General features: G+C 63.6%; 27 protein-coding genes and 1 pseudogene. 7 read left to right on the top strand and 21 right to left on the bottom strand.

Annotated features, from left to right (window positions below; genetic code table 11):
* Nucleotides 1-126 precede the first annotated feature (126 nt).
* Both ACFWAY_RS46120 and ACFWAY_RS46115 read right to left on the bottom strand, forming a co-directional pair.
* A complete protein-coding gene (locus ACFWAY_RS46120; RefSeq protein ID WP_378515298.1) occupies nt 127-876 on the bottom strand; it encodes a nitroreductase in 750 nt (249 codons plus the stop codon).
* 24 nt (nt 877-900) lie between these two features.
* Nucleotides 901-1,413, bottom strand: coding sequence for a DUF4863 family protein (locus ACFWAY_RS46115; RefSeq protein WP_378457604.1), 513 nt, complete (start codon nt 1,411-1,413; stop codon nt 901-903).
* A gap of 124 nt (nt 1,414-1,537) precedes the next feature.
* Here ACFWAY_RS46115 and ACFWAY_RS46110 point away from each other — a divergent pair, with 124 nt between their 5' ends.
* Both ACFWAY_RS46110 and ACFWAY_RS46105 read left to right on the top strand, forming a co-directional pair.
* Nucleotides 1,538-2,782, top strand: a complete 1,245-nt coding sequence (locus tag ACFWAY_RS46110) for an MFS transporter (protein ID WP_378515296.1) — start codon at nt 1,538-1,540, stop codon at nt 2,780-2,782.
* A 93-nt stretch (nt 2,783-2,875) separates the two neighbouring features.
* A complete protein-coding gene (locus tag ACFWAY_RS46105) occupies nt 2,876-3,526 on the top strand; it encodes a TetR/AcrR family transcriptional regulator (RefSeq protein WP_378457606.1) in 651 nt (216 codons plus the stop codon).
* Nucleotides 3,527-3,748: 222 nt separating this feature from the next.
* Here ACFWAY_RS46105 and ACFWAY_RS46100 read toward each other — a convergent pair whose 3' ends face one another.
* Nucleotides 3,749-4,186, bottom strand: a complete 438-nt coding sequence (locus tag ACFWAY_RS46100; protein WP_378515295.1) for a carboxymuconolactone decarboxylase family protein — start codon at nt 4,184-4,186, stop codon at nt 3,749-3,751.
* A gap of 240 nt (nt 4,187-4,426) precedes the next feature.
* The gene (locus ACFWAY_RS46095; RefSeq protein ID WP_378457608.1) at nt 4,427-5,065 is read right to left on the bottom strand and encodes an HD domain-containing protein; all 639 of its coding nucleotides are present in this window, start codon (nt 5,063-5,065) and stop codon (nt 4,427-4,429) included.
* Between the two features lie 60 nt (nt 5,066-5,125).
* On the opposite strand from ACFWAY_RS46095, the gene ACFWAY_RS46090 reads away from it, so the two are divergent.
* Nucleotides 5,126-6,190: a GlxA family transcriptional regulator gene (locus ACFWAY_RS46090; RefSeq protein ID WP_378457636.1), complete on the top strand. Its 1,065-nt coding sequence runs from the start codon at nt 5,126-5,128 to the stop codon at nt 6,188-6,190.
* Nucleotides 6,191-6,407: 217 nt separating this feature from the next.
* On the opposite strand, the gene ACFWAY_RS46085 is transcribed toward ACFWAY_RS46090, so the two are convergent.
* Nucleotides 6,408-6,749: a YciI family protein gene (locus tag ACFWAY_RS46085; protein ID WP_378457609.1), complete on the bottom strand. Its 342-nt coding sequence runs from the start codon at nt 6,747-6,749 to the stop codon at nt 6,408-6,410.
* A 785-nt stretch (nt 6,750-7,534) separates the two neighbouring features.
* On the opposite strand from ACFWAY_RS46085, the gene ACFWAY_RS46080 reads away from it, so the two are divergent.
* Nucleotides 7,535-8,056: a hypothetical protein gene (locus ACFWAY_RS46080; protein ID WP_378457610.1), complete on the top strand. Its 522-nt coding sequence runs from the start codon at nt 7,535-7,537 to the stop codon at nt 8,054-8,056.
* Between the two features lie 621 nt (nt 8,057-8,677).
* Here ACFWAY_RS46080 and ACFWAY_RS46075 read toward each other — a convergent pair.
* The 15 genes from ACFWAY_RS46075 to ACFWAY_RS46005 form a co-directional block, all read right to left on the bottom strand.
* The gene (locus ACFWAY_RS46075; RefSeq protein ID WP_378515293.1) at nt 8,678-9,217 is read right to left on the bottom strand and encodes a hypothetical protein; all 540 of its coding nucleotides are present in this window, start codon (nt 9,215-9,217) and stop codon (nt 8,678-8,680) included.
* Between the two features lie 505 nt (nt 9,218-9,722).
* Nucleotides 9,723-10,088: a Zn-ribbon domain-containing OB-fold protein gene (locus tag ACFWAY_RS46070; RefSeq protein WP_378457613.1), complete on the bottom strand. Its 366-nt coding sequence runs from the start codon at nt 10,086-10,088 to the stop codon at nt 9,723-9,725.
* Complete coding sequence (locus ACFWAY_RS46065; protein ID WP_378515292.1) at nt 10,088-11,218, bottom strand: thiolase family protein; 1,131 nt, start codon at nt 11,216-11,218, stop codon at nt 10,088-10,090. Before ACFWAY_RS46065 ends, ACFWAY_RS46070 begins: the two co-directional genes overlap by 1 nt.
* Before the next feature lie 266 nt (nt 11,219-11,484).
* A complete protein-coding gene (locus tag ACFWAY_RS46060) occupies nt 11,485-12,156 on the bottom strand; it encodes an NIPSNAP family protein (protein WP_378515291.1) in 672 nt (223 codons plus the stop codon).
* A gap of 137 nt (nt 12,157-12,293) precedes the next feature.
* Nucleotides 12,294-13,040 carry an SDR family NAD(P)-dependent oxidoreductase gene (locus ACFWAY_RS46055; protein WP_378457616.1) on the bottom strand — a complete coding sequence of 249 codons (747 nt, stop codon included), beginning with the start codon at nt 13,038-13,040 and terminating at the stop codon, nt 12,294-12,296.
* Nucleotides 13,037-13,567, bottom strand: coding sequence for a hypothetical protein (locus ACFWAY_RS46050; RefSeq protein ID WP_378457617.1), 531 nt, complete (start codon nt 13,565-13,567; stop codon nt 13,037-13,039). Before ACFWAY_RS46050 ends, ACFWAY_RS46055 begins: the two co-directional genes overlap by 4 nt.
* 23 nt (nt 13,568-13,590) lie before the next feature.
* Nucleotides 13,591-14,745, bottom strand: coding sequence for a thiolase family protein (locus ACFWAY_RS46045; RefSeq protein WP_378457618.1), 1,155 nt, complete (start codon nt 14,743-14,745; stop codon nt 13,591-13,593).
* Nucleotides 14,742-15,140, bottom strand: a complete 399-nt coding sequence (locus ACFWAY_RS46040) for a Zn-ribbon domain-containing OB-fold protein (protein ID WP_378457619.1) — start codon at nt 15,138-15,140, stop codon at nt 14,742-14,744. Before ACFWAY_RS46040 ends, ACFWAY_RS46045 begins: the two co-directional genes overlap by 4 nt.
* Complete coding sequence (locus ACFWAY_RS46035; RefSeq protein ID WP_378457620.1) at nt 15,137-16,276, bottom strand: CaiB/BaiF CoA transferase family protein; 1,140 nt, start codon at nt 16,274-16,276, stop codon at nt 15,137-15,139. Before ACFWAY_RS46035 ends, ACFWAY_RS46040 begins: the two co-directional genes overlap by 4 nt.
* Nucleotides 16,245-17,183 carry an SMP-30/gluconolactonase/LRE family protein gene (locus ACFWAY_RS46030; RefSeq protein WP_378515289.1) on the bottom strand — a complete coding sequence of 313 codons (939 nt, stop codon included), beginning with the start codon at nt 17,181-17,183 and terminating at the stop codon, nt 16,245-16,247. Before ACFWAY_RS46030 ends, ACFWAY_RS46035 begins: the two co-directional genes overlap by 32 nt.
* Before the next feature lie 46 nt (nt 17,184-17,229).
* Complete coding sequence (locus ACFWAY_RS46025) at nt 17,230-18,045, bottom strand: hypothetical protein (protein ID WP_378457622.1); 816 nt, start codon at nt 18,043-18,045, stop codon at nt 17,230-17,232.
* Complete coding sequence (locus ACFWAY_RS46020) at nt 18,042-19,049, bottom strand: alcohol dehydrogenase catalytic domain-containing protein (protein ID WP_378457623.1); 1,008 nt, start codon at nt 19,047-19,049, stop codon at nt 18,042-18,044. The genes ACFWAY_RS46025 and ACFWAY_RS46020 overlap by 4 nt, the downstream gene beginning before the upstream one ends.
* Nucleotides 19,037-20,665 (bottom strand): class I adenylate-forming enzyme family protein, encoded by a 1,629-nt coding sequence (locus tag ACFWAY_RS46015; protein ID WP_378457624.1) that lies wholly within the window; start codon nt 20,663-20,665, stop codon nt 19,037-19,039. The genes ACFWAY_RS46020 and ACFWAY_RS46015 overlap by 13 nt, the downstream gene beginning before the upstream one ends.
* A gap of 103 nt (nt 20,666-20,768) precedes the next feature.
* Nucleotides 20,769-22,109 (bottom strand): MFS transporter, encoded by a 1,341-nt coding sequence (locus tag ACFWAY_RS46010; protein WP_378457625.1) that lies wholly within the window; start codon nt 22,107-22,109, stop codon nt 20,769-20,771.
* Nucleotides 22,110-22,300: 191 nt separating this feature from the next.
* Nucleotides 22,301-22,987 (bottom strand): carboxymuconolactone decarboxylase family protein, encoded by a 687-nt coding sequence (locus tag ACFWAY_RS46005; protein ID WP_378515287.1) that lies wholly within the window; start codon nt 22,985-22,987, stop codon nt 22,301-22,303.
* Nucleotides 22,988-23,334: 347 nt separating this feature from the next.
* Between ACFWAY_RS46005 and ACFWAY_RS46000 the strand changes: the two genes are divergently transcribed.
* Both ACFWAY_RS46000 and ACFWAY_RS45995 read left to right on the top strand, forming a co-directional pair.
* Nucleotides 23,335-24,015 (top strand): GntR family transcriptional regulator, encoded by a 681-nt coding sequence (locus tag ACFWAY_RS46000; RefSeq protein WP_378515286.1) that lies wholly within the window; start codon nt 23,335-23,337, stop codon nt 24,013-24,015.
* 67 nt (nt 24,016-24,082) lie between these two features.
* A pseudogene (locus ACFWAY_RS45995) lies at nt 24,083-24,485 on the top strand (hypothetical protein); the annotation flags it as partial.
* Between the two features lie 340 nt (nt 24,486-24,825).
* On the opposite strand, the gene ACFWAY_RS45990 reads toward ACFWAY_RS45995, so the two are convergent.
* Complete coding sequence (locus tag ACFWAY_RS45990) at nt 24,826-25,350, bottom strand: hypothetical protein (protein ID WP_378515285.1); 525 nt, start codon at nt 25,348-25,350, stop codon at nt 24,826-24,828.
* Between the two features lie 474 nt (nt 25,351-25,824).
* Between ACFWAY_RS45990 and ACFWAY_RS45985 the strand changes: the two genes are divergently transcribed.
* The coding region (locus ACFWAY_RS45985) for an Ig-like domain-containing protein (RefSeq protein ID WP_378515284.1) at nt 25,825-26,306 on the top strand (482 nt) is incomplete at its 3' end.

Here is a 26,306-nt window from a genome sequence, read left to right as displayed (position 1 = left end):
GGGGGGTGGTGCGATCTCGTTGGTTCGGTTTTTTGGCAACTACACAACCCGCCCCGCCCGCCCCCTCCGGACTCGAATCCGGAGCGGGCGGGCGGGGCGCACGTCGTCACGCCGATGAATGAGTGCCTACCGGGGGTCACCGTAGAAGGTGGCGAAGGAGGCGACGGTTTCGCGGGGGGTGCTGTACCGGCTCAGCCGGTGCTCGCGGTCCGCGTAACCCAATGCGAGTCCACAGACGATCAGCTGATCGTCAGGGATGTCGAGGTGTCGACGCAGAACCGGGTAGAAGTCGATGAAGGATGCCTGAGGGCATGTGTCGAGTCCGGCGCCGCGGGCGGCGAGCATCAGCGCTTGGAGGAACAGGCCGGCGTCCACCAGCGCACCATCGAGCGGGTGCCGGCTGACCGTCAGAATGATGCCGACGGGGGCGCCGAAGAAGTCGTAGTTGCGCCGATGGTGGGCCAGCCGGGCCGCTGAATCGGTCGCTGCGATGCCTAAGGTGTTGCCGTACAGTCCCTCACCGAACTTACGTCGACGAGCACGAAAGGGTTCCACCCATTCATCCGGCTTGGGCTGGTAGTTGTACTCGCGAGTGCCGACCCGCCCCTCGGAGTCGTGGGCAGCGAGAAGTGCCGATGTCAGGCGCGATTTTACCGCGCCGGTCACTACATGGACCTGCCACGGTTGGCTGTTGGAGTTGCTGGCGGACCGGGCCGCCAATTCGAGTAGTCGCTCGACATCGCGGTGCGGTACCGGCGTCGACAGGAAGGCGCGCACGCTTCGCCTGCTCAGTAACGCTTGCTCGACGGTCGCGGCGTCCTTCGCACCGGGTACGGCTCGGGACTCCAGCGGGGCGGTGGTGGTCACATCGTTCATGGAGAATGCGCCCCCTTTCCTGAATCAGACGGTCGCGGCGGGAGTGATGTCGTAGGAGATCCGTCCGGCCGGCAGATAGAACAGAGCGATCAGTGCGCCACCTCTCACCTCGGGGTAGTGGTGACTTCCCGGTCCGGGTGCCGTCCAGCCTGCGGCGCACCATCCGCGCGGGCCGGCCAACTCGGCGCCGGGATCCAGGGGAACCACGAGGTTGAGTTCGCCGTACGGATGCTGGTGGTACTGGCCGCGATACCGGGAAACGCTGTTCATGTAGACCGCGGTGATGCTGAAGTAGTTGAGCTGCTCACTTGGTGAGGCGATCCGGCTGCGCCGATATTTCGGTCCGTCGAGCTCGACATTGGCCGCCCAACCGTCGTCGACGCCTTCGGTGACCATTCGAGCCAGATCGTCGTACAGCTCCGTCCCTGGTCCGTACGTGGTGTTGAGCCACCCCTCCAACTCGCCGCCGGCGGTCCGGTTCTTGACCTCGTCGAGAAACGGGATGCTGCGATCGATCAGGGCCTGACTGGGATTCATGACGCACTCCTGGATGAGACTCACACCACTATCTATGGCTACAGCCACACTAAGACGCAGTTGCGTTACAGTCAATATGTGTAACGTAAGTAAATCTACGAACCTTGATCCCGGGAGTCCCTGCATGACGATTGTGTTGAAACTGCCGCCTCGACACGGCGGACTTCGTCGCACCGCCGCCTTCACATTGCTCGCCGTCGACGTTGTCACTTTGATCGGAGCCTCCGCCGCCCCGACCCCGCTCTACGAGCTCTATCAGTCACAATGGGGATTCACGCCCCTGGAGTCGACGCTGGTATTCGGCATCTACGCTGCCAGCTTGCTGCTTGCGTTGCTCACCACAGGTTCATTGTCCGACTACATCGGCCGCCGGCCAGTACTCCTTACCGCACTGGCCTTCGAAGCGGCATCGATGATTGCCTTCGCGTCCGCAGACGGGATCGGACTACTCCTCGTGGCCCGTGTCGTACAAGGCTTCGCAACCGGTGCCGCGATCAGCGTGCTCGGCGCCGCACTGATCGACCTCGAGCGCACCCCCGGCCGTGGCGCGACCGTCAACAGCATCGCCGCACCGATGGGCCTCGCTCTGGGGGCAATCGGATCCAGCCTCATCAGCGAGCACCTACCCCGGCCCACCAGCACGGTCTTCCTCGTGTTCGTCGCCTTGTTCGCTCTCGAGATCGTCGGAGTCTGCGCCATACCGGAAACTGCGGTACGCCGGCCCGGAGCCCTGGCATCAGTTCGCCCCACGCTTGCGGTCCCCGCCGGTGCTCTCCACATGCTGCTACGCGCCGGCCCCTGCCTGATCGCAGTATGGGCGTTGGGTGGCTTCTACCTCTCGCTGGGACCATCGCTCGCCCGCACCACGCTCGGTGTCCACTCCTCATTGACAGGGGCGATCACGGTGGCCACCCTCACCGGCACCGGTGCTGTCGCGGTCTTCCTGCTGCGCGCTGCAGCGCCTCACCAAATCCTCTCGGTCGGCGCGGCCGCGCTCGCCGCCGGCGTAGCAACCACTCTCGCAGGTGCCGAAACTACCTCATCCGTAACGCTTCTCGCAGGAACAGCGGTTGCCGGCGTGGGATTCGGCGCAGGGTTTCAAGGCACCATTCACACTGTCATGCCCCTCGCCCAGCCACACGAACGCGCCGGACTCCTCTCGAGCATCTACATGATCGCGTACCTCGCCAATAGCGTCCCCGCGCTGATCGCCGGGTACTTCGTCGGACGCATCGGACTGATCGATACCGCGAGGATCTACGGTGGGGTGGTGATCGCCCTGGCAGGCATCGGCTTCGGCACCGCGCTGCTGCCCCACGGGCGAGAATCTGCCGAGCCTGGAGCGCGTCGGAAACGGTCGCGAGTGTGAATACGGAAGATCGAGGGATAGCATTTACGGAGCACAAACCCCTATAGGTTACAATCGATCATTGTAACCAAATCAAGGGCGATCGGGGTGGCCATGACCGAGAAGGCAGCCAGAACAGACCCGCACAAGGTTGCAGAAGCCGAAACCGGCGCCCGCGGAGGCCGGCCCCGTGACCCAACCCTCGACGACGCCATCATCCAGGCGACTCGTCGACGGCTGGTCGTCGACGGGTACTCCAAGATGACATTGGGTGATATAGCGGCAGATGCAGGCGTCACCCGCCCCACCCTCTACCGGCGGTGGCCAGGAAAGTTCGAACTCGTCGTCGACGCCCTCGACTTCGGCTTCCGCGCACAACGCGCGACTTACCCGAACCTGGAACTCACGAAATTGCGCCCGTTCGAAGCCTTCACCGAGGCGATCCGCCGGGTCGATCCCTGCTACTTCAATCCAGACGCGATGATCCTCATGGGGAACTTCATGGGCGAGACCTTCCGAACCCCGGAGCTGCTCGAGATTGTGCGCGAACACGCAGTGGAGCCACGGGTGAATTTGGTCGAAGGTGTGCTGCACGATCTGCAAAGCCGTGGCGAAGTGCGAGACGACATCGATGCCCATACCGTGGCCACCATGTGCTTCGGCAGCTACTACGCTGCCTTCCTCCGCGGCGACGGCGACCGCGAAGGCCTAGCCGAAAAGGTCTCGGCGACACTGTGGCCCGGTCTCGCCGTCGAGCGGACCTAGCAGCGAACGAACTGCACAAAAGCCGGCCGGCTCCGGCCTCTTCGCTACGGGCCGGTGACATCTTGGTCGTCAACCGAACCCGCGCAGAGGCCTCATCGCCACCACACGCGGGCGGCCGCACGCAGATTCTCGAGCTGTCTGTGACGTGCTGCCGACGTGAGCACGCGTCCGCGGGCCATCGCCGCCGCATCATTATCATCACGTGCCCGGCATCGGCTCGGGCTACGGCGCCACCGGGTAATGGCTGGTGACGGCAACTCGATTCCAGGCGTTCATCACCGTCGCGAGCCAGCTGATCGCGGACACCTGTTCGTCGGTGAGGGAGCCGTCATCCCAGGTCCGCCGTTCCGGAACAGCGAGCGCGGTGACCTGTTCGGCGAGAGCGAGCGCTGCGCGCTCCTGGTCGCTGAAGTACTGCGCTTCCCACCACGCTGCGACGACCGCAAGTCGATCCGTCGTCTCTCCCTTGGCGAGGGCGTCGCGGGTGTGCATGCGGAGACAGAAGGCGCAGCCGTTGAGTTGCGAGACGCGAATCTTCACCAACTCCACGAGAAGCGGGTCCACTCCCGCCGTTTCCAGGGCTGCCTTTACTTCCGCATCCAACTTCATCAGGCTCTGATAGACGGTTGGGTGCTGTTTGCCGAGATTCACGCTGGTCATGGTGCCCTTTCTGAGTGGTGGTCGAGCAGTCGTGAGATTGATTCGCTCTAACGAGATTGCACGAAGATGTGGGGAGTCATCAACCCCGCGACCCCCTGGCCGGCCGGAGCCGTTGTCGATACTCAGTCCCCGCGTCCGTGCACTTTGCAAGCGACGTGATTCTCCTCCACTTCTGCACGACCTGTGGCAGCTCGGATCGCGCCGACGCACTTCCTTCAACACGCGGCGTGTCGCGGTGTGTCACTTGGGCCAGGCAGACCCCATGATGCGCTCGACCATGCTCATGCTGCGGAAGCCGGGAACGAAGTGCTCCAGTACGTCGGCATTAACGGTGCCGTACGTAGTGTCCGGCCGGTGGCTGAGTCCGTCGACGAAGGCCTGCAGGAACTCGGTCTTGAAGTCGCCTCGCGGATGGGCAGCGGTGATCGCCTCCACCTGATCCGGGTCCAGTCCGTCCAGACCCAGCCCGACTACATCAGTGAGGACACCAAAGTGAGTGGCTGCGACTTCGTCGCCCATCCGGCCCGGAATCCCAGGCGTGGTGTGCAGCGCGATCGCCGTCCAAACCACCTCAGCGGCGGCATCGGAGAAACCGCGATCGAGCAGGAACTTGCGAGCGTGATCGGCCCCATCGAGCTCGAACCGCTGCTCGACATCCGAGTAGGGCCTGAGCAGGCCCGTGTCATGGAAAAGAGCAGAGAGATAGAGCAGCTCAGGGTCTGGCTGCAGGCCGAGCTCGTGAGCCCGGAGCATGCTGAAGATGAAAACGCGCCTCGAGTGATGGAAGATGAGGGGGCTCGTCGTCTTCTGGACCAGGCGCGTGGCTTCGGCTGCCGCTGGCGTCTGGGGGATCACTACTCCTGCGATGATCTCGGTCATGGAACCTGCCCTCTCGGTTGTCGGTGTCGTGGAAACGTACGGGTGGTCCGCCCCTCTATGGTGCCGACCATCCCGCCTCCAGCGCCGCCTTGGTCCGGCCATGAACCACTCAGATCTGGACTTGCGGTGAGTGCGCGTCCGACCCCGCACGCGCATCGGGTCGCGATCCTTGCCTATGACGGGGTCAAGCTGCTCGATGTCGCGGGCCCCGCTGAGGTGTTCGCGGAGGCGAACCGGTTCGGTGCCGACTACAAGATCGTGTTGTTGTCGCCGAACGGTGCCGATGTTGCAACGTCGATCGGGATACGAATCTCCGTTGACGGCAACGCACAATCGGAGCCGGCGCCCGACACCTTCCTGGTGGCTGGTGGCGACATCTACCCGCGAACCGCCGTCACCCGTGATCTGGTCGAGGCAACACAGATCCTCGCGCAACGAGCCGGTCGGATCGGGTCAATCTGCACCGGAGCATTCATCCTCGGAGCTGCCGGCCTCTTGGAGGGCAGACGCGCGACCACACACTGGAAAGTCGCACGCGAACTCGCGGCCCGGCACCCGGGCACCGTCGTCGAGCCCGATGCGATCTATGTTCGCGACGGCACCACGTACACGTCCGCGGGCGTGAGCGCCGGAATCGACCTGGCGCTGGCACTGGTCGAAGACGACCACGGCCCCGATCTGACACGCGACGTCGCCCGACGCCTGGTGGTTTACCTGCAGCGTGCGGGCGGGCAATCGCAGTTCTCTGCCCCACTGCAGGGCCCACCACCACGAGCTCCGGTGCTCCGCAGAATCGTGGATCTGGTGACGGCGGACCCCGCCGGGAACCACTCCCTCACCGAACTCGCCAGGCACCTCAACGTGAGCCCTCGACACCTCACGCGGCTCTTTCGAACCGAGCTGTCCACCACACCGGCCCGGTATGTCGAGCGGATCCGGTTCGACATGGCGAAAGCGCTGCTTGACCAGGGCCACAATGCAACACAGGCAGCATCACTCGCCGGATTCCCCAGCTACGAGAGCCTACGACGTGTGTTCGCGCGGGAGCTGGCGATATCGCCTACGGTCTACCAACGCCGCTTCAGCACCACGCACCGCGCCGACGCGGCCAAGCTCCCTTCCTGACCCACCGGAGGAGTGCGCACCGCTAGCGGCGGTGCGCCCACTTCCGCCGCCACGGTATGCGGCCGTCAATCGGCAACTCCCGCATCCAGCGCCCGAGCGAGCGAGCCGGTCGCGGTGCACGTGGCGGCGGGTGCCGGTCTTGCCACCTGTGGATGGCGTTGGGCGAGAAAGGGATCTGGCCGAAGCCGAATGCGATTCCCCGGGAGGTCGAACCCCGTCAGCTGGCGGGATCGTACTGGAACGCGCGCACCTCCTGCGCGCACCGGCAGGCAACCGCGATCTTCGCAGCCCATTCCAGTGCCGCCTCGCGGGAGGGCAACTCCAGTACCGTGTAGCCGCCTTCGAGCTGCTTCGTCTGCGGATACGTGCCCTCGGTCACCGTGCCGTCCCCATCGACCAGGACAGGCGGAACGCTCTCGTCGATTCCACCGCCGAACACCCAGACGCCGGCGTCCTTCGCCTCCTCCACCACCGCGTGCGACGCATCCGACACTGCCTGCAGATCCTCGTCGGGAAAGACCATGGCACCACTAGGGAACGAGATCAGGTACTTCGTCATCGCGCCGACTCCTTCTCCGCACGTCAGGGACCGGACCCATCCTCGCCGACACGGGCCGGCGCGCACAAGACTCGCTCGCCCACCCCCAACGGGCGGAACAGGCCGTCTCCGTCTCCACCACCGCGCTCACCGCGGCCGCGACTCCGCGGGCATCGAGCACTTGATCAACACACACCCTGGTGAACACTTCCACCAATCCCACCTGCAGTGCGGGACAATGCTGTCGTCGAAGGCTGTGGTGTCACCGGCATTCCACCGGCGACGACCCTCCGCGAGGCGACGAACAGTACGGCGACGCTCGCGACGGAGACCACGAGCATGACCCTCGCCGTCGTGGCACAGCGAACACGAGCAGATCCCGGTGCCCGTGTACGCGAAAGCCCAGAAGCAATTCGTCGCGGGCAACCAAGCCCGACCTCCCTGAAACCGGTCAGGCAGGTCACAGACCTCATGGCAGTCAGCGTGGCACGGTTCGATGGCAAGTTCGCCACGGCGAAGACGAACCCAAACTGGAGCATGTGCATCGGTGCGGGCAAGGCGGTGCCTTTCGGCGCTCATGCGCCCCGGCCCGCTACCCCGAATGAGGACGGACCGGGGCGGCGAGTGCTGCACCGCATCCCTCGCCCACCGAACCGGGTTTCGCCGCCTGGGCCCCGCCACCGTCCAATCCTCCACCACCGCCGGCGCCGGCCGGCGCTTTCTGCGCGTCCGAGGTGTCAGTTGACTTGCCCCTCGGCGGGTCCATACACCCCGTACACCGCCGACACGTGTGATTCAATCTCGTCATGCGCAAGTCACTGCTGGTAGTCGCGTTGATCGCGTCCGGGACAGTTGTCGGGGCCATACCCGCGGGGGCGGCACCGACGCAGCCGTCCTGGGCGGGCGAATACTCGCTGAAGCGCTTCGCCGCGACGAAGGACGGCACGAGTTTGGCCGCGCGGCAGTGGGAGCCCGACTTCGCCGATACGTACCGATTCGAGACGAGTTGCACGGACGACGCCTGCGTGGCAACCGTCACCGATGGGCCCACGCCAGCCAACCCGACTCTGCCGCTACCGCCGCAGTACACCTGGGACGGGACCAGCTGGGTACACACCTACGACTGGGAGTGGGACTGCTATCAAGGCGAGGGCGTGCCGAAGGTGTGGGCACCGGCGCACTCGGTTGCGTACTACACACCGCAACCAGACGGGACTCTGACCGGTTCCTGGCGTACCGATATCGACAGCGGCCCGTGCGAAGGCTCGGTGATCATGGACGTCGCGGCCTATCCCGTCGAGCCGCCTCCCGGACCATTCGGCTCATAGGCGCAGATGCACAACGGCCCAAAACTGTATACCGATCATATTAGCCGCACGCGTCATCCTGTTGCCGCGCTGCTTGGTTGTTCGTCCATCACGCTGACTCGCCGTCCATCTCGTTTGGATCGGACTGCACAATCCCCCGGTAAGCGCGGTTGCTTTCTACAAGGACGACGTATCGCCCTCCTCCTTACCGTCCCGCCGAGCTCAGAATCGGATGTCCTCGTTGCCCTCTCGACTACTGAATCCCAATAGAGACAATTGTTGTCACGTCGCAGGCTAGAGTTCCCACTACGCAGCCTGCTCTGCGCTAGGAATCCAACGATCAACCGCCTCCTTTCGCCTGCGAGCATGGGCGATTACGTTGTCAGCCGAGGAGGTAAGCCCGGTCGTTACAGGCGGGCGTAACTCAGGGGACTGCTGATGGATGGCAGCTCGAGCCCCTGTGCGGCCGTCGAACAACGCGTCGAATTCCCTTATAATTGCGCACAAGTCGTCAATTTCAGGATAGAGGATTGCGAGTAACTCTCGATTCGTCTCGGCCAGGCGCGGAACGGCCTCGCCGACCATTTCGTGGATGCTGGGATCAACCAGGGAGGTTCCTGAGTTCCTCCTTGAGCGTCGCGTTCAGGGGGTCCTTTGTGTCCCGCAACGCAGAGCGGTCCATCTGCATGTCGATGAAGGCGACCTTCGTACCTTCATGCATCGGTGATTCCCCCTCATGGCGGCGGCCAGCATCGTGTAATGCACCTTCGTGTTGCGCAGCCTGAACAGGTACCGATAGCCGAAGCAGTCGTCGTAGATTTCGGCGAACACAGCCTTCACCTTGCAGTGCTCCGGCGAATCCCTCCCGAACTTACGCTTGACCTCGATGTAACTCTGATCCTGGTGATGATGGATCGACGAGCAGACAGCCAGGATCGTCGTGCGGAGGCGAGTCCCCCATTCGACCATGCCGTCAGGCTGCTGCGTCGGTGAGATCTTCCCGTCGAGCATGGCTCCCGCCGCCTTTTCGATCGTGTGGAAGAGATCAATCGATGACTGCCTGGCGTAGGTAAACATGTTCGCGACCATGACGTCGAACATGAACCGGGTGCCGACGCCCTCATCCGGGGCCCGGGTCAGTACGCGGGCCAGCGCAGCAGTTGCCGTCAGAACGGCGGCCACCACCGTGATGACGCACACGAACGTCGCGGGGACGGAAGAGTACCCGAACAGCGCAGGCGGCGCGCACACCCGCGACGGTGGCCGTCGGCGCACCGACCTGGAGCAACACCGCGAGCATCCGCACGGTCGCCGCGCGCCGATCATCACCCGCCGCGGCCAATACCCACCACACACCAACCAGTGCGCACCCCTACGCCAGCACCGTACTGCCGGCGTAGAGCACCAGCACCACAGCACATCCCACCGCGAATGCTCACCGTGGACGTGAACACGGCATACCGCAACACCAGCATCGGCGACACCCAACGGTGATGCCACTGAGGGCCGCAACGACGGTCCGGCAGAGGAGGAAGGTGCGCCGACGGCGCCGTTCGTCCTCGCTCGCCTCGTCCCGCACCACCCGCCACTGCGCATCGCAATGGATGACACCTCGTCGGCACAGGACACATACCTACTTCCGCACGGCGAGGCCAGCAGAATCGTAGCCTCGGCCGCCTCATTGAATTCAATGCACAGATTCGAAAACGACCCTGTGTTCTCCGCGCTCGATTGCGAACACCGCCTTTACCGGCATGCCCACTTCAACGTTCTCTGTACCGATGATGTTGCTGATGAGTTTCGAGCCTTCATGAAGCTCGACTACGGCAACAACGTACGGCGGCTGCTGAGCGGGTCGGGGGAGGTACGCCTTACGGAAGGTACAAAAAGACCACACCCTTCCGAGACCGGATGCGGCTATCCACTCGCCAGCGTCCCGGGCGGAGCAGTGCGGACACGTCATTCGCGGTGGGAATTGTGTCTCTCGGCATGTTGTGCATCGAGTGGTGCGCAACTCGTTTGTGGCGAGTCCTTCGAAGTACGGCTCGAGCATCACAGATCCTTCCCATAGATCACCGATGAAACGACTGGTGATGCACAGGCGTACTGAATCGTTTCGGCCCCCTCGATCTGCCGGTCGCCGCCATCGCCGCGAAGCTGTCGGACGGCCTCGATGTTCAGACCCCACCCTTGCATGTAACTTTCCGAGAGGTGGCCGCCAGAAGTATTGGTAGGCAGGGCGCCTCCGAGCTCGAGTCGGCCGTTCTGAACGAAATCGCCGGATTCCCCTGGAGCACAGTATCCGAGTCCCTCGAGAGTGAACAGAACATTGCAACTGAAATTGTCGTAGATCATCAACGCGTCCACATCGGAGCGTTCACGCCCGGACTGTGCCAGCGCCGTCTCACTCACCTCGCGGACAGCATTGCGCCAGAAATCCTCGGGCGGGAAGTCCGAATTCACGAGTTCGGCTAGCTGGGCCGTCCCGAGGATGTGGACCGGGGGCTTCGGGTGGTCGTGAGCGCGGTCCACCGCCGACAGGATCATGGCCACACCCCCATCATTTATCAGGCAATAGTCGAACAGTCGCATCGGTTCGACGATGTAGCGCGAGGTCATGTAGTCGTCGATTGAGAGCGGACCTCTCATCACGGCTGCGGAGTTGAGCTGTGCGTGCTTCCGAAAGGTCATGGGAATAGCGGCCAATTGCCGCTCGCTCGTACCGTAGAGGTACTGATGGCGTTGCAGCATCAGCGCGTAATAGGCTCCCGGCGAAGTCATGCCGTAGGGAAGTGTCAACTCAGTAGGGGCGCCGTAGGCCTCCCCGAAGCCGCCGTAGGTGGATTTGGCGGTGGCACCGTTGTTGCCATACACCAGCGCGACTCGGTGGCACTGTCCTGCGGCGATGGCCGTGACGGCTTGCTGTATTGCGGGTCCGGTCATTCTGCCCTCCGCAGGTAGACTCGCCACCCAACGTGGGCGCAGGCCCATCATGGACGCCACCGCCTCATAGCCCACTCGACATGCGATGAGGCCGTCGACGTCGGAAGCCGTGAGGCCAGCGTCTGACAACGCATTGTCCAGTGCCCAGGCTCCGAGCTGTTCAGCCGAATTTCCTGACAGCCTTCCGAATGTCGTCGCGCCGACACCAACAACAGCGGCAGCTCGATTGAGCGAATGCATTGCCCATCCTATTCCATTTCGTAAGCCTGGACTCGAGGCCATTTCGAGACGTGATCCTCGACGAAGCCATTTCGCTACTGTGGCCTCGACTGCAGCGGTCGCCCCGCCACGAAGCTCCAAGTGCCGATCACGTTCGCCCCGAATTCGGGTAGGAACCGCGAAGTCCTTTGCCGTAGAATTCCCTGTTTTCGGGCTGGTGCCGGTTGGTTAGCGCGCACTCGAGCACGACGGCTCACCGCTATCTGTCCGCGGTGATGCCGGGTCCTTCACTGCAAAGGTGAGGACGGAAGCGGCCAGACCATAGTGGAATCCGCGTCCCGAATTACATCCGGAGCTCCCGGAGGTGGCCAAATCCCTGCTTCGTACACTTCTCGCCGGACGGCGAGCCGTTCGTTCGGGCTCTTGAACGGCCAGATGTGAAGGAGCCGGTCAGGACCATCGAGGGCATACATCACCACCGTTATTGGATCAACCGGATCGCGAAGCGGAAGTGCCTTACGCCAACCCGCAATGGTGTCGGTGAGCCCACCGGGGATGAGCCTGTAGTCGCGGATCTCGTACGCAGGTCCGAACGTCCCGGTTTCCACGAGAGGCATGAACGGCAAGGGTGCGAACGACTCCACGCTGACGGACTCGATCGCCTCGATGGCGGCGAGAGGGTGGCCGTCGAGGCGGATTCGTTCTCGTGCGGCCAGCATGGCCGCACTGTCGCGGAATCGACGCAGCACCCAGACTCGGCCGAGTCTGCCATTTTCCGACGTCCAGGCGCCGAGGTAGATTCCGCCGTCGTCCCCGTCCTGAGCCCATCGATCAACTGCTGAGGATGCGGCACTTTGGTTCAACAGTTGAAAGCCGATCGTGCTCCATTCGTAACGGACTGCCTGGGCGTCACGATCCTGGTCCTCGCCGGTGATGTGCGTGATGCGCGGACTGGACATTTCGACACTTCCGTTCATTTTGCGCGACTGTCTCGGTCGCGTTGTGGGTCCCCCGAGGGTGGGAAATTTGCCAAGCGGCGCGGTAGAGCCGAAGTAGTATCGTCGATCCTTCGCGATCGACGAGCACCACCACACTCCTACAACGAGACGGGATCTCCGATGGAGCGACCACCGCAGACGGTCAGGACCTGGCCGGTGACATAGGAGCCCTCGCAGACCAGGTATCTGACGGCGGCAGCGATATCGTCCGGGACGCCTCCACGTCCTACCGGGATCGAGTGCAAGGTCTTTTCGAGTACTTGCGCAGGAAGTGTCGCCGACAGTGGGGTTTCGACGTACCCCGGTGCGATGCAATTCGCGGTGACTCCCAGGGCGCCGACCTCGAGCGCCAACGATCTCGTTGCGCCGATCAATCCGCCCTTGGAGGCGGAGTATGCGCCGGAGCCGAAAATCCCCAGCCACGCCCGTGATGCGATGTTGATCACAACTCCCCCTCCGGCGGCTTCCATCAATGGAAGCGCCTGGCGAACGAGCGAGAGCGCTCCGATGAGGTTGACATCCAGAGTGAGCTCCAGATCACCGTCGGTGATGTTGGTAAGGCGGGCATCTCTGCCCAGACCTGCGCAGTTGACCAAGACGTCCAGGCGGCCGTACTCGAATGCCACTGTTTCGATGGCTTCGATGCGGGAACTGCGATCGCCTACGTCCAGGGGAAGTGGATGCACGTTCGCGGGCAGGGTCTGGTGCGAATGCTGCTCGATCACGTGTGGGAGGTCGGTGAGGACTACCGTGTAGCCCTCTCCGGAGAGCCTGGTTGTAATGGCTGCTCCGATTCCGCTGCCGGCGCCGGTGACCAGAGCGATCTTGTTTGTTCGAATGCTCACGGTTTGATCCTTCCGAGATCGGGTCCGTCCGCGGTGTAGATTTCCTGACCGGTAAGCGCGGGGCTGGACCGGAATACGTGGAGAAGTGATGCGATCGCGGCGCACTCGGCGACGGAGAAATCACCGTGTAGGACCGTGTTCAGCGAGACGGAGTCCTTCTTCAGCTCGATGGCCATGGTGCGGCACAGTGAAAGCACCGCGCCCCCAACCAAGCCCGGTAGTACCGACCTCGACTCCCCCAACACTGCTTTGGCAGGTACCAGAACGGCGACGCTGCCGTGGGCAATCCCTTGTTCCCGGAATTTCGTTACTGCGCTCTGAAGGGAATGCACAACGTCTGCGATGAGGGCCTTCGCGTCTTCGAGGTCTTCTTCCGTCGACGCCGCGAACGGCAGGGGTGCAGGCGGGGTGACGACGATGCAGACCTGTTGGGTTGCTCCTTCTGCGGCATACGCTTCGAGGCCGAGTTTGGCGGTGAGAGCCTGTGAATCGGAGCCGATACCGATCAGCGCGGTCGCTGGCAACACCAATGGAGTAGTGGTTGGGTGGTTCATGCTTGCATCACCAACGTCGTGACGGAGGCGCCGTCGGTTCCCGCCACAGTGCCACCCTTGCAGTACGCCAGGCCCGTTTTCGCACCTGCGACTTGACGGCCACCGGCCTGCCCGCGCAGCTGCCACGTCAACTCGCAAGCCTGGGCTACACCGGTGGCTCCGACCGGGTGTCCTCGGGAAAGGAGGCCGCCGCTGGGGTTGACGGGGAGCTTTCCTCCCAACGCGGTCAGGCCCTGTTCGGCCCACCGGCCACCTTCGCCGCGTGGAATCAATCCGAGACCTTCCATCCGGACGATCTCCGCGATGGTGAAGCAGTCGTGCATTTCCACGAAGTCGACGTCACTGGGGTCGATTCCTGCGATGTCCCAGGCAGCTTCGCCGCCGCGGCGGGAGATGTCCTCTTCATTGATCGAGCGGGTGCCGTCGTGCAAGGTCCCGCTGACAAGTCCACATCCAAGGATTCGGGGATGGTTTCGGTCCAAACCGAGTCGTGCGAGGCCGGCTGTATTCGCGACGACCAGCGCGGCGGCACCGTCGCTGATGGGGCTGCAGTCGAGGAGTCCTAGCGGATCGGCGATGGGCCTTGCTTCGAGGACTCGAGCCAAGCTGATCGCGTGCTGATACTGCGCGAATGGATTGTGTACGGAGTGTGCGTGGTTCTTGACTGCGACTGCGGCGATCTGTGCGCGTGTGGCGCCGTGATCGTGCATGTACCTGCGAGCGCTCATTGCGTGGTTGGCGGCCATGATCAAACCGGTTGCCGCGTCAAGGTCGGAGAGGTCGGCGAGGATCCCGCCTGAAATTCGATCGGTCATCTTTTCCGCACCGATGACCAGAACGACATCGTGGAGACCGGTCGATACTGCGACCCAGGCGTCGCGTACTGCGGTTGCACCGCTTGAACAGGCGTTCTCGAGATTTGTGACGGGTTGGCCCGACATCCCCAGTTGCGCGGCGACCCGCTGGCCTGCGACCGATCCCCCGAGAACGGTTCCGAGGTACAGGGCGTCGATGTTCTGGGGGGTTGCCGTCGCCTCGGAGAGGGCGGTGCGAGCGGCACTGACCGCCATCTTCTCGAGTGTGACACTTTTCGGGTACTTGCCGAATCTGACCATGCCGGCCCCGACGGCATGGACCGGTGTCCTTGTCATGAGTGCTCCTTCAGTTCGAAAGCGAAGGTGAGGTGGTCCACGTCGTCAACCCGTAGCCGGGACGGAACGATATGGACCTCGTCGCCGATCTTCGGTTCCCCACCGGCGGCGAGTTGCAGCCGGGACAGCAGAACCACGGGACCGGGAAGCCTCACGAAGGCCAGGTGATAGGGAACTGCCACGCCGGGTGGGGCTTGGTGAACCGTGGTGAACGTCTCCACAGTTCCGGAACGGGGCAGTTCGATCGGTTGAACATCGGTGGAATAGCAGACCGGGCAGAAATCTCTGCTCGGAAACGAGGCATGCCCGGACTGACATCGTGTGCCGACCAATGCGAACGGCTCCGTGGTGAACAAGTCCGACCTCAACGGGGGGAGATCGAGCACGTTAGTCACATGCCCTCCTTAACTGGTTGTTGGGTAGCATCAGCGCTGCGCCATTGCTCGCCGACATCGTGCAGAGCGAGTGGTCGGATGGATGAATCGCTGAGTCTCAGCTCCGTGCGACTCAGTCGAGGCGCAGCGGCGGGAAATTGAATTCCGTTCTGGTCGAACATCATTGCGCGTGCACGCACGTGTGGATCGGATGCGACTTCTTCGACAGCGTTGACGGGTGTCACACAGGCTTCGGCGCCGGCGAAGAGTGTTGTCCATTCAGCCCGACTTTTGGTGGCAAAAACGTCTGCGATGCGGCGCTTGGCCTCCGGCCATCGGGCCCGGTCATTTTGCAGGTCGTGCAGTTCGTCGTGGAGCCCGAGCACCCGCAGGAGGTTCGCGTAGAACTTCGGCTCGGCGCTGCCAACGGCCATGTAGTGGCTGTCGCTGGTTCGGTAGCTGTTGTAGAAGGGGGCACCGGAATCCATGTCGTTGGTCCCCGGGACCGGGGACCAACGCCCCTCGGCTTTGCGCTGCCACAGGCCCGACATCAGCAGTAGTGCCGCATCAGCCATGGCTGCGTCGATCACTTGGCCCCGACCTGAGGTACGGCGCTCGAACAGCGCGAGACCGATTCCGTAAGCGAGCATCAATCCGCCCCCGTAATCGGCGATCATGTTCAGGGGCGGCACCGGGTCCTCGCCCTCTCGGGCGATCGCCCTCGCTGCCCCGGACATGGCGAGGTAATTCAGATCGTGGCCCGGCTCATGGGCGGCGGGCCCGGACTGCCCCCAACCGGTCATTCGCGCATATACCAATCCAGGATGGTCGTGGGAGAGATCGTCGGGACCGAGCCCCAGTCTCTCCATGACTCCCGGCCGGAATCCCTCTACGAGAACATCTGCTCGAGTGGCGATTTCCCGTACTCGTGCGTAATCGTCCGCGTTCTTGAGGTCCGCTTCGATTGTGGTGCGTCCGCGAAAGGTCGGCGACGGTGTCGTAGGCGTTCCGCCGGGACGTTCGATCCGGATCACGTCAGCCCCGGCATCCGCCAGCAGGCTGCACGCAAAGGGGGCAGCACCCAGTCCCGCGAATTCGAGTACGCGGATGCCGTCGTAGGGGCGGTCAGTCATGGCACCCACACCTTTTTGCCGCATCGTCGATCTCGTCGAGACGCGTCACCGGCAACGGCTGTCCTGGGTGAATCGCCGGCAACGCAATGACGGAGCCACCTTTTGCGACGGTGACGACCAGTGTTTCGAGTCGTTCGCCGGCGAAGCAGACACTGGTCACCAATACACCGTGACCGAATGACAGTTCGTTGCGAACCTTCCCGGCTGGGTCGAATGCGACGACGTTGTCGCCCGTGCCGCCGGCAACCCACAGCCAGCCCTGACTGTCGAGGGCGATACCGTCCGGGGTTCCGCCCGGGACTTCGGCTTCCCATCCATCCCACTGACATTGGGCCCCGTCGAACCGGTACCGCCGCACAACTCCGCGCACGGTCTCGGCCACGTAGAGGTGGTCGGGTTCGCGCGCGAAGCACAACCCGTTCGGAAACTGCAGGTCTTCGAGCAGGGTGGACACGTTCGACGTCTCGGGATCAAGCACGCGCAGAGCGCCTGAGGTATTCGCCGCGCCGGTGCCGTGACTTGCCGGATCGGTGAACCACAGTCTGCCGTCAGGGCCGATGACGCAGTCACTCGGGGCGGACACACCGGTGTGGAGCACCGTGGACACCACTCCCCCGTCGATTTTCTGGATGGACGGGGCCTGGGACAGGGCGGATTTGCTCGCCATCGCGGTGGCACCGTTCTGGGTTACCCAGATCTCGCCCTTGGTCCCGATGGCGAGGCAGTTGGGTCCACCCCCGGTCTCGGCGATCTCACGTGCGCCCGCCCCCTGCAGGTCGACCGCATACACCTTTCCGCGGTTGATACTCACTACACCGACTTCGCCGGTATTCAGCGCCGCCGGCCCCTCGGTGAACCCGAGGCCCGCGCCGATGACGCGGGCGTCGTGCGGCAGCGTGAGTGCGCTGGCACTGCTGTTGCTATCTCTCACCAGTCATCTTCTTTCCTTGTCCGAATTTGAGCGCAGATCCGCCGGTTCACTCGTGGACTCGCACCCACGCGGTTCTCCGTCCGGTTCCGTCCTGGACGTAGGCTTCGGCCCCGTTCCAGCAGATGAACATTCGTCTGTTCGCGATGAGGGGAGCGAGATATCGGTAGTCGAGCGCACGGGGGGTCCGTTGACGCCTCGTCCGTAGGCCCTCGGCCATCAGAATTGTTTGAAGCGGGCCCTGCACCACGAGCCCGGGATACCCCTCGACCTCCTGCGCGTACTTCTCGTCCCAATGAATGCGGTGTGATACGCCCGCCGCGGCGGAGAAACGAAACAACAGAACCGGATCGATAGAGACTTCGGTGCGATCCGGGCCGATCATCTCGGTCGGTCGGGCGCCTTGCTCGCCGGCCCCCGCCGACCGCGGCGGGACGTCGACAACGTCCTGCCTCTCACGGATGCAGATCCGGCCGTTCTGAACAAATTCATGAACGATTGTCGTGAATACGAGGCGGCCTGACCTACCCGTCTTCGTCTGCCGGCCGGCCACGACCGAGCGGCGTGTCACCGAGTGGCCGATCCGCAGTGCGGAGACGAGCTCGACGGTGCCGCCAGCGAGTAGTCGTCGGCTGCCGGTGGACGGGGAGGGAACGAGCGATCCGTGTGTGGGCAGACCGTCCTCTCCGACATCGGACCGGTTCGGGCGCTCCGGTAGGTACATCCAATGCCACAGCGGCGGCAGCGCCGCCTCTCCATCGGGCAGCCGGTCCGGAAGGCCCAGAAGCATGGCCAGCTCGAGAGCCGGACCGGGGCAGAGCATCTCGCTGCGTTCGACACGCGGCGAGATCGAGAGGGGGTTCACGGCACCAGAACCGCCCGGCCCAGCACCGCCGAACTCTCGACCGCCCGATGGGCGTCGACGACCTGATCGAGGGGGTACTCGGTGGTAACACCGGTGACCGATCCTGATGCGACGAGATCGATGGCTTCGAGAAACGATTTCGACGAGGTCGAGGCCGAACCCGTGATGACGGCCTCCTTGAAGAACACGAAGGCCGGGTACAGGCTGATCTTCTCGCGCTTCAGTTGGCCGGTGAGGACGTAGCGACCGCGGCGGGCCAAGGATCGAAATCCGGTGTCGAAGACGGCCGGAAGCCCGACATTGTCGAGTACGACGTCGACGCCACGTCCTCGGGTGAGATCCGCGAGATGCGTCACGGGGTCATCGGTGGAAAGGACGACCTCATGGGCACCGTACTTGCGAAGGGACTCGATCTTCGACGACGACGACGTCAAGGCGATCACCCGGGCCCCCCTCGCGGCGGCCACCTGCAGCGCGTGAATGCCGAGGCCGCCGCCGGCGCCGGTGATCAGCACCGTGTCTTCGGGCCTCAGATTTGCGGCACCGTCGAGTGCCTGCACGCAACTACCCACCGCACAGGCCGCGATCGCAGCGGTGGCCATGGATACCTGGTCGGGTAGCACAGCAAGGGTGTCTTCCTCGAGTACGGCGAAATCTGCATATCCGCCATAGACGAAAACGGTTTGCGTACAGTCGAGTTCCCGTCCCGTCCGACATGCGGTGCACCATCCACAGGTGTGGTGTTGCTTGCAGGCCACTCGGTCGCCCACCTTGATGTGGGTTACTGATGCACCAACGTCCACTACGGTGCCCGCGATTTCGTGGCCCAGCACGCACGGTGTCGGTATCCGGGTCAACCCGGCCCGGTCGGCGGTATCGTGCCCGCACACCCCCACGGCGTCGACCTGGACTATCACCTGGGTCGCACGAGGCTGAGGATCGGCGGAATGGACGACTTCGAGCACCTCAGGTCCACCGAATCGCTCCATCGTCACCTGACGCATGTGTTCTCCTCCGCGCTGGCCTGCAGTCCGATGAACTGCTCGCCAATGAGTCGTTTACTGATCTTCCCGGTCGCGGTCATCGGCACCTTGCCTTCCTCGATGACCACGAAGCGGACAGGGACTTTGTACGATGAGATTCGTTCGCGGAGCCAGTGTCCGAGCCATTGGCCGATCTCCGCATCCGTTCTGCTGTCGGAAGAATTCAGCACGACCGCGCAGCACAACTTCTCCTCCGTGTCGTCGACCGCCCAACCGAAAACATATGCGTCCTCGACATTGGGGTGCTCGGTGATGTAGGCCTCGACCTCGGCTGGGGAGATAGTGATTCCGTTGATCTTGACAACCTCCTTCACCCGCCCCGCGAAATGCAGTCGCTGCTCGCCGTCGATCCATCCGAGGTCGCCGGTACGGAACCATCCGTCGGAGGTGAAGGACGCCGCGTTGGCTTCGTCATTGTTCAGGTAGCCGGGTGTCGTGCACCCTCGAAGTTGGATCTCACCGAGCCGGTCTGCCGAACCCTCGGCTATGACATCGCCCGTCCTGCGGTCAACGCATCGAATCTCCTGAGTCGGCAATGCCCGTCCCTGGGTGTAAACAAGTGCTGCTGCATCGTCACCCGGTTCGGTCATCGCCGCCAGCCCGTAACACTCGGTCAGCCCATACACGCTGCGGGCGTTGCCGAGTCCGAGCTTGTCGATCGCTACTCTCTTGTCCTCGGCCGTCACCCCGATCACCCCCTTCGTCAGGCACGACAGGTCTCGGGGGTTGACCGCCTGCTCCTTCGCCAGACCGCGAGCCATCGGTCCGACGCCGTAGAACACCGTGCACTGGTGCTGCTCGATAAATGCGGCGGAACGTGCCGGATCGAACCGTTCCTGCAGGCAGAGCGTCACCCCATGGGTGAGAGCGACAGTCAGAGCGTTGGCGCAGCCGAGTCCGAAGAACAACGGGGCGGCGAACCAGATTCGATCGCCCCCTTCCACCCCGAGTCGCTGTCCCATCGCGTATCCGTTTCGCATGAGATCCCCGTGTCTGAGCACGACAACCTTGGGCTCGGCAGTACTGCCGCTGGTGAAGACGTACATTGCCGTTTCCTCGTGCGATGTGACGACGGAAGCCGGCATCCGGGTCGGCACCGTCGACAGACCGGTCGGCAATTCCCCGTCCCACAGGAACGCACCTCGATAGTGCTCGTCCAGGTCGGGCTCCAGTAAGGAGGACGCTGCCAGCAATGAGACGTAGTCCCGGCCATTTATCTCCGACTGCGAGATCACGGCACGCAACCGAGACTTTCCTCGCGCCGAGCGCAACTCTGCCGACTTGTACCAGGTGTTGAGTGGCACGGCGATGAATCCACCCCGTACCAGCGCCAGGGTCGCTGCGAGCCACCTCCATCCATTGGGGAGCAGGACGCCGACCGCCTCACCCGGCTCCAGCCCAGCCTGCTCCAGGTTGTGCTGGAGCGTCTGCACCAGGTGCAGCATCTGCCGAGCCGTCACAATGCGGTCCTCGTCGACAACCAACGGCTGTTCCGGGCGACGGGCGGCATAGGCGTCGAGTACCGCCGCCACGTCCGGTTCGTTCGCCAGGGCGTATGGGGTATCGGTCAAATCCACGATGGGCACCTCTTTTACTATTTTCTATAGAGTATTTGGACGCGGTGGTTGTGTCAAACGCCAGCCGCCGCTGGGGGCGGGCGCGGGACAGCTGCCCGTCGTGCTATCCGGCCCGGTCGGGAACTGTTCCTGGAACTGCCTCACTATCGGCGCGCGGGCGACTCGCGGGCCCGGACTGCCCGGCGGTGAGCATGTACGAGCAGACTATGCCGAGTGCAGCCATGACGAGGACATAGAGGGAAATCGCCGCATTTGTCCCGGTCGCATTGAGCAGGGCCTGCGCGATGACCGGAGCGGTGCCGCCGACCACCGCGGTGGGGAGGGCATGACTCAGGGCTGTGCCGGTATAGCGGGCGAGCGGAGGGAACTGCTTGCTGTACACGACCGCCTGAGGCGCTTGAATGAGGGCATGCGAGAGCGCGAGGTACAACGCGAGTCCGACGAAAACGCCGACGACTCCGCACTCGAGGAGCCAGAAAAAGGGGAAAGACAAGGCCACACCGAAGACGAACCCCGCCGTCAGCACCACCCGTGCACTCCACCGATCGGCAGACCATCCCGCAAGCGGAATCGCGACGGTGTAGACAATCGCCGCCAGTGTCAGCGCATCGAGAACCGACGATCGGTCATACCCCAACGCTCCTGCCGCATAAGCGATCCCGTACGTCGTGATCGTGAAGTACACCACGACACCGCCGCCAGTGACGAAGAACCCGAGGACGATCGGCTTCCAGAAAGCCCGCACGGTCTGCACCAACCCGAGGGCGTAGCGTTCGTCGGCATTCTGCCTTGCTTCGGTGTACTCCACACTGTCTTCGATGTTCCGGCGCACCCAGAACGTGAACAGAAACAGAACGAATCCGACCAGGAACGGCAGACGCCAGCCCCACGTCGTGAACGCGTCCCCGGTCAGTTTCGACGTCACAGTAGTGGCAAGACTCGACAACACCAGTCCGAGGGAACCCATTTGGACGGTGCTCGCCATGAAGTTTTCGCGTCCCGGAGCAGAATTCTCGACAAGCACGAGGGAAGCTCCGGCCCACTCCCCACCCAGTGCGAGCCCCTGCAGAAACCGCATGGCCACCAGAATGATCGGGGCTGCTACCCCGATCGTGGCGTAGGTCGGCATGATGCCGATCACCAGTGTCGAGAGTCCCATGAGCGTCAGCGAGATCATCAGTGTGTGCTTGCGACCGATACGGTCGCCGAGCCGACCGAAAACCAGACTGCCGATCGGCCTAGCGATGAAGCCGAACGCGAAGGTCGCGAACGCTGCCAGCGTGCCGGCCGCCTGACTGAAGGACGGAAAGAACAGGTGATTGAAGACAAGCGCCGCCATCGTCCCGTATAGCAGGAAGTCGTAGTACTCGATGGTCGACGTGGAGATGCCAGCGACGATCAGGCGTCGCTGACTGGGCCGTCGCTGGGCTGGAGTAGTCGGCATGGGCGCACCTTTTGCATCAGAGGAATGGGGTTTTCTATAGAAAATATAGAAACGTGGTGGCCGTCTCGTCAACACCGAGTTGTGGCCACACTCGCCCGGCGGTGAGCACGCAGAGGTCGGCATACCCCTCACACGAGTTCGGCCCATGCACGTCAAAGCGGTCATCGACTGCACCTGCCCCAGCCGATTCCTCATTGATTGCGGGCGCGGTACGAAGCGATCGCGCGTACCCCGAGTTCTACAGCCGTGCTGGCAAAGGTGGTGGTCAGCGCTAGCGTCGCAACCACCTGATCCTTCGTAGCGCCGTATCGCAGAGCATTCTGGATGTGAATCGCGGCGCCCGCAGTGAACAGATGGGTGGCGGACATGTCCGCCACCACGAGGGCTAGTTCCCGCCAGCGCGGCTCCAGCTCAGCTTGACACCAAATCACCTCGCCCAAATTTCGGTAGGCGTCGAAGAATCGCGGTAGCTCCGCAGCCATCATCCCGTGCACGCCTGGAAAACGCTCCTCGAACGCGGCCCAGTATGCCCCCCGGGTGGCGTCCGGAACGCCGTACTGGTCACGGTCGAGAACGAGCGGAAGTCCCTCGCTGAGGCCATGTATCGCGATGAACGGCAGGAGGAACAGGACGTCGAGCACTTCGCGCTCCGTCGCTCCGAACTCGAGGGCTCGTCTCACCCGCAGCTCGACTCCGCCAACATCGCGCACCGTGACCGATGCGTCATGCGCTAGGAGGAGCAGTTCGCGAACATGCGCCGGTAGTACGTCCGACTCATATGCCGACGCAAGATACGCAGCGAAAGCTTCGGCAAACGTCGGATCCAGGTCGAGTAAGTTCTCCCACTCAGCAGGAACCGCTCCCCGGATCTGCACCATCCGCCGTCGAGTTTGTTCAGTCATTGGCCGTCCTCGAATCTCTCAAAGTTGCAAACATGCTGCGTGGAGGAGGCCGGCGTGGGCGCTGCCGGTCAGTTTCAGGAAGATGACGCGGCTTGTACCCGCGACCCAACTCGCCGTGCTCCGCTCCGGCGTGTAGGCCGGTCGAATACGGCAATCGAGAGTTCTACCGACCGCTTCGGTCGCCGACCACGAAAGTGGAGCAGACCCGGCAGGATCTCCCCCATCCTGATGGATAGCCGCATCTCGACACCAAAATAGTATTGTCTATAGAGTTTGTAGTAAAGTGATGCCGGAGTCGGAGCTTGAACGGGGAGAGGGCGACCATGCCGAAGACAGAGAAACAGAGTGGACTCATTGGCCGACCCCAACTCTCCACGGAGGTCGAGTCCCACATCCGGGAACAGATTCTGACCGGACAGTATCCAGCAGGCTACCGAGTGCGCGCGGAGATCCTCGCGGAGGAACTCGGCGTTAGCCCGACACCAGTGCGCGAGGCATTGCAGGCACTGCGCGGTCAAGGCTTCCTCAGCCTCGAACCACGGAAGGGCTTTCGAGTCCTCACCCTCAGTCGAACCGATATCGCCGATATCTTTCTGGCTCAGGCCTTCTTGGCCGGAGAACTTGCGGGAAGGGCCGCGCTGAATCTGAGTGCCGATCACCTCGCAGCCCTCGAACGAATCGATCAGAAGATCGACGAGTACGCAGCCAAAGGGGACAGCGCGCGTGTGCAAGACCTTCACGACGAGTTCCACAGAATCATCAACAGAAGTTCAGAATCGTCAAAGCTCAAACTCCTGTTGACCACCACCTTGTTGTACGTTCCGAGCAGATTCTTCGTGACCACACATCGCTATCCCCCTGCTGCCGGACGCAAGCGTGTGCTTGACGCCTTACGCACTCGCGACTCCAAGAAGGCCAGCGAAGCGATGATGGACCACATCAAACACACCGGCGAACTCCTGCAACAGTTCCTCGACGAGCAAAGCGCCCAAGTCGCCGGGTAAGCCATTTCGAATTCATCAGAGACAGCACGTTCCTAAGTTGCGGATCCCATGCAGCGATTTTCTGTATATCGGCCAGCCGCTGCCGCTGTTCATCAATGGGAACGACGTCGAATACGGACTCCGCGCCCGCACGGCCGGCTACCCGACCGTCACCATGCCCGGCATCGCGATCTGGCGCATGGCCTGGAGCGACAAAGGCGACGCCATCGACTGGCAGGCCTACTTCCACCTCCGCAACCGCCTCGTCGTCGCCCGGACGCCCGGGTACTGCGCTCGATCACCGAACTCCCCCGAACCAGCGGCGAAGCCGCCACACTCGGAAACACCCACCGCACCCACCTCCAGAAGATGCTCAGGGTCGCCGCGAGCCTGGTCAACAACCTCTCCGCACCGATACCCGACATCATCAGAGACCACAGGCCAACCCCTCCCCTGCCGAGGCCCGCTGGTTCAGCCTCGGCAAGATCGACCTACGAAGCAAATACCAAGCCGTCGCCTCGAGTCTGACGGACATCAGTGCATGGAAACCGGTCTTCGACACCCAGCCCTCGGAGCACGCACCGAACTAGAAGACGCGCAACCCAACTGATCACGACGCGGGAGACACGATGCAACGGAGTCAGTCCGCGGTAAAGTAATCCTCCACCCTGTGCGAAGTTCAAGATCCCCGTCACCAGCGGCGAGTTCCGTCACGACGGGCGGTCAACCCCACAACGGACACCGACCGGAGTGCGAGCAGGTCCGTGAACGACGTCGGTTCCAGTGGCGCAGCTTCCGCAGGCGCCGCCATTCCGGCTCCGGCTGCCGCCGTTACCGCTCCGCGTCAGCAGGAGCTGTCAGCGTGGAGGTGGTGGTGGTCGTCGGTGTGGGACTCTTCGTCCGCGTCGGTAGCTCTGGTGGTGGCGGCAGCATCCAGGTAGTGGTCGGCTCCGACGAGCGTGTCACCGGGAGCACCTCGAACGTCGTCTGCACCACCATCGACGGGGTCGGCAGGCACCGCAGACCAGCCACCTGGAAACCGCGACTGCCGCGGTTCGGCACCGCCGCGCGGAAGTCGGCGACGCTGCCGACCTGACGGGTCTCGCCCAGGACACGATCGCCGAACTCCACCGCCCATGGTCCGCCGCAGGTCGGAAGATTCATCGCGTGGTACTGGATGCGGTCGCCCGGCTGCCCGCGCGGCGGAGTGAGGATGAGGACCGGCCCGGCGGGATCGAGCATGCGCGTCGCTTCCCGGTCGGGTTCGCTCGACGCACCGCCGCCGGTGTGGACTGCGAGCAGCAGAGCAACGGACCCGACGAACGTCGTCGTCGCCAACCATGGTGTCTGTCGCACCGGTCTCACCTCGCACCCTCAATTATGCGGCTTCGCCGCCCGTCCGCACCGAGTTGGCGCGCGTGCGGTGGCGACCGCGCACAGGGCTACTTCATCCCGGGCATGAACATCCGGTTTCCTGCACACTCCTGGCTCGCTCCCGCGGTAATCCACCGACCCAGTTGCACTCGGGGCCGGCTTTGTTGTTCACCCCGCCATGACAACCACCGGTGTGCCGCCGCGGACGGGCACGCTCAGCGCATCGTCACGGTGCCTCCGGGCACGTCCGCCGGCAGAGCCAGCCGGGCACCACCGGGCCGCGAGCGTGTCAGAGCAGCAGCAGCATGAGCGGCAGCCCGGGGGTCGCCCTCGACCACACCACGTTGCAGGTCGAGCCCGCCAAGGGTGGAGGCCGCAGCAGCGAAGTGCCCTCGTGACCTCCGCCGCACAGCGACTGCACGCGCTCGGACCCTTCCGCACGGGACAATCAGTGCCATGCACGCCCGTCGCCGTCCCGGTCACCTCGTCCACGTCCTCGCAGTCCTACTGCTCGCTCTCGTGGCCGCTGCCTGCTCACCCTCCACCGACCAACCCGCAGGGCCGGCCACGCCGCCACCGGGACCGGAGATCACCGTGTCCCCAGCCGACGGTGCGTCTGCGGTCAATCCCCTCGACCCCGTATCGGTGAGCACAATTGGTGGCACCCTCGAGTCGGTCACCATGACCAACGACGAAGGCCGAGTGGTCGAGGGCATCTTCACTCCCGACCGCTTGTCCTGGAAACCGGGAGTACCCCTCGGCTACGGCCGCACCTACACTCTCGCGGTCGCCGCCGTCGGTGACCAGGGTGTCCGGAGCGAGAAGACCAGCACGTTCTCCACAGTCACGCCCGGCAACCAGACCATGCCGTCCTTCGTCACCACCGGCGGCAACTTGCTCGCCGACGGCGGCACCTTCGGCATCGGCGCCGTGATCGT

Origin of the sequence: Rhodococcus sp. NPDC059968 (assembly GCF_042738615.1) — a bacterium.
Taxonomy (GTDB): Bacteria; Actinomycetota; Actinomycetes; order Mycobacteriales; family Mycobacteriaceae; genus Rhodococcus_F.
This window is presented reverse-complemented; position numbering and strand designations above follow the sequence as displayed.